Consider the following 3,766-nt stretch of genomic DNA (forward strand, 5'->3'; position numbering starts at 1 on the left):
CAACCACGTGATTGTCATCACCGTCGACAAGGCGGTGATCGACGAGGAAGGCGACTCCGAGGCCGACGGCATTCCAGTGGCTTTCTATGTCCTGGATGTGGTCAATAACCGCTCCGAGGACTGGAGCACCACGATTCGTATCGACGTTGACACCGGCAGCCCACGGCTCACCGCACCGATTATCGAGGAAGCCTTCAACAACGTCCTGAACATGGACACCTTGCCCAACCCCGACACGGTGACCGCTCGCGTCATGGCGATGAACCTCGTCCCCGGCCGCACCGACTTCGCCCCGGGCGACGAGATCGAGATACGCCTGCGAGGCATCTCGCTAGAGGGCGAAACGGTAGACCGTGTGTATGAGCTTAAAACCGTTACCAGTGTGCCCAGCATCGTCGATATTCCCATGCCCAGCATCGATGTCCGTCTACTGGTCAACACCCGGGCGGCGCTCTCCTACCGTTTGGTCAAGGCGGATGGCTCCGCCGACCTGCGCTCCAAAAGCCAGTTCATCGAGGTCATCGGCGAAGCCAGGCAACTGGCCGCGCCCATCGCCGAGGACGCTATCGCCGGCACCCTTGATCCCGCGTTGCCCTATACCCTGATCGAGATTCCCTGGGATGAAAGCATGACCGAGGGCCAAGCCATTGACCTGAAGTGGCTCGGCACGCGAGGCACCCAGATTTACTTTCCATCCTTTCCTCTTCGCCTGATCAGCCATGGCGAAGAGAGGGACAAAGAGTCGCTTCACATCTCGGTCGACGGTGAACATTTGCGCGCCATCGACGGTGGCACGCTGGAGCTCTTCTACCTGCTGCTGCGCGATACGGACGCCCGCGAAGTCGTCAGTCGCCAGTCCTTGCATGCCGACCTGCTGAACATCGGCGAGCCCGTCGCCGAGCTACCTCCACCTGATGTTGAAGGCGAGCAGGACGGTGTCCTTGATCCTGCGGATGTGCCCGCCGGGACTCGCTTGATTGTCCGGCAATATGACGGGCAGATTCGCGGCGATAAGGTGCACTACGTCTGGAACGGCTCACGAACCGGGATCAAAACCGACTCCACCCCGATCACTGAAATCAACGAGACTTCGGATATCCCTTTCTCCATCAACTTCGACCTGATCAAGAACAACGAGGGAGGGACCGTGAAGGCCTCCTATTGGGTGAAGCGTGTGACGGGAAGGATCAGTCCCTCGGAGGTCCTGCCGATGGATATCGGCACGGCCATGGACCTGGCCGCTCCCAGCGTCAAGCAGGCCACCGGAGTTTCGCCCAACCAGCAACTCAATCCAGTGGCGGCCAAGGATACCCTGACCGTGGAGATTCCGGATTACGGTATCCGGCCTGGCGATCAGGTCCGCGTGACCTGGGCCGGCACCGCCGGGGCCGGGTCTCATACCACCCCGCTGCAGGCGCTGCCCGGCAGTCGGGAGATACCTGTCCCGGTGGAGGTCCTCGCCTACAACCTGGACCGGTCGGTGACGGTCACCTACACCGTGACCCCTAGCGGCGGCAGCGAATCCGAGCCGTCCCGTGCATTGACGCTGAACGTGCAGGCGATACCCGACATCAGTCTACCCATGCCGCTGATTCCCCAGGCCGCGCAAGGCGGCATTGGCAGTGAACTGGATCTGTCGACCTTTATCGGCGATACGCGGGTCACCGTGGCACCGTGGCCGCTGATCGCCGCCGGTCAGCGCGTCTGGCTGCACGTCGAGGGGACGGCGGTCGACAACTCACCCTATACCATCCCCCTCTACACGGCTTACGAGGTCGTTCCCTCGGAAGTGACGGCCGGGTTGTCCACACCGCTGTTGCGCAGCGAACTGGAGAAATTGCGCGACGGCTCGGCATTGAACGTCGTGCTGCAAGTGACCTTCGATCAGAGCTCGACCCAGGCCAACGCGGTCGATTTTCCCCTGCGCACCTATACCCTCAAGACCGTTGCACTGGTGGCACCGACCATCACAGCGGTCAGCGAAAGCGCCACCCCTGCCATCCCCAACGGCGGTGTCACCGCCGCCACCTCGGTGGTCCTGACTGGCCGCGCCAGCCCTGGATTCAGTATTGACCTCTTCGACAACGACACCCCACCACCCAAGGGCACCTTCGTCGCCACCGGTGGCACCTGGACCACCACCACGCCCATCGCCGTGGCACCCGGTCCCCACAGCTTCACCGCCAAGGCCAAATATGGCAGCGAACCGGTATCAGGGGCCTGGACGTTTACCGTCATTACCCTGACCGATCAGAACAAACCTTATATCCAGCAAGCCGAGAACAATGGCACCGGCACGACGCTCGACCTGAGCACCTTCACGGGCGACGCCACCGTCAAGGTGAGCCCATGGCCCGGTATCGCGGCCAAGCAAAGAGTCTGGCTACGCTGCCTGGGTAAAAAGGCCAATGGCAGTGATCACATCATCACCCTGTACACGGCATCGGAAGTGATTGTGCCGGAAGTGACCAACGGGCTTTCAAAAAATATCCCGCGTGCGCAATTGGGAGAGCTGGGAAACAACACCCCGTTGACGGTGGAACTCAAGATCAAATTCAACGGTTCCACCTCGGACGAGGCTGCCACCGTCTTTCCGCTGCGCACCTATACCGTCAAGACCTTTGCACGTTTGGAGATCGACACCAGCACCGTGCAGCTCAACGGGTTTTTCGTTTACACCGGCATGCAACGAAACGCCACCCCCATGCCGGCAGGGACCACGATCACTCGCCGGCCCACGAGTGGTACCCCGCCATTTACCTACCGCTCGTCAAACAACGCGGTCGCCCAGGTTGACGGCAACGGTGTGGTCATCGGTTATAAAAACGGTCAGGCAACGATCGAGGTAAGCGACACCTTTGGGCAGACGGTTTCATACCCAATCGTGCGCTCGAACGCCTGGAAAATCGCCACGATTCCCTCGATCCAGGGGGCCAATGCCCCGGCCTGGGCAAACTCCGTGGGGGCGAATAACTCCTTCAACTCATCCCGTCCAGATGGCGGCACCATGGCCGCACTTCGGCAATATTATGTAATGGCTATTGGCTGGAACTACGATCATTGGACCGGGCAGTTCGAGAACAACAACCCTAATTGGCCCCTCTTCACCAATCCCTACACCGGATATATCAGTACATCGGCCAGAGAAGCCTGGTTAGGGGCGTATTGTCGGGTGCCGGACAATTAAGGATCACTCAACTCATCGGTGGATTGCGCCATGGTTGACCCATACCGAGGTATCAACGAGGACGCCCTTCATTGAGCATCCTCGCGGCGACGGCGGATCATGAGCCATTGGTCGGATAACCTGCCCGACCTGTCATTTCTGACAGTAGACGCCGTATTTCATCTGCCGGTTAATAACTTCTGGGTTGTAGGTCTCGCCGCCTCTTCGGCGAAACATGCTACGCAGGAATGCTTTCATGAAAAAGCCATCCCCCTCTGCCAGGCCAGGCAATGGCAATCCATTGCGGGACCTTTACGCGCCGATCATCCCCAATATGGCCCCGCCCTTCGAAGACTACCAGGGTGGTATCGGCGTCGCGTTGGTCGAAGGTGGTTTGAAATGCATCGTCGACCCTTGGGAGCCCATGGAGAACGGTGACGCGATCGGCTTCTACTGGGGGAATGAACAAGCCCCGGTCTGGACGGACGTGATCGACGGCAATGCCAACGAGCAGCTGTTCTTTACAATCAGCAAGGGCTTTATCGTCAGGGGCGATGCCGACCCGGTGTTCTACCGGGTGACCGTCCCAGGGCAAACTCA

At 60.0% G+C, this 3,766-nt stretch carries 1 protein-coding gene and 1 pseudogene; both read left to right on the forward strand.

The genetic code is table 11. From position 1 onward, the window contains the following. The coding region (locus M5C01_RS32625; RefSeq protein ID WP_248764470.1) for an Ig-like domain-containing protein at positions 1-3,187 on the forward strand (3,187 nt) is incomplete at its 5' end. A gap of 235 nt (positions 3,188-3,422) precedes the next feature. Further along, positions 3,423-3,766 (forward strand): annotated as a pseudogene (locus tag M5C01_RS32630) (hypothetical protein); the annotation flags it as partial.

Origin of the sequence: Pseudomonas sp. MWU12-2319, from assembly GCF_023242525.1 — a bacterium.
GTDB classification, from domain to species: Bacteria; Pseudomonadota; Gammaproteobacteria; order Pseudomonadales; family Pseudomonadaceae; genus Aquipseudomonas; species Aquipseudomonas gingeri_D.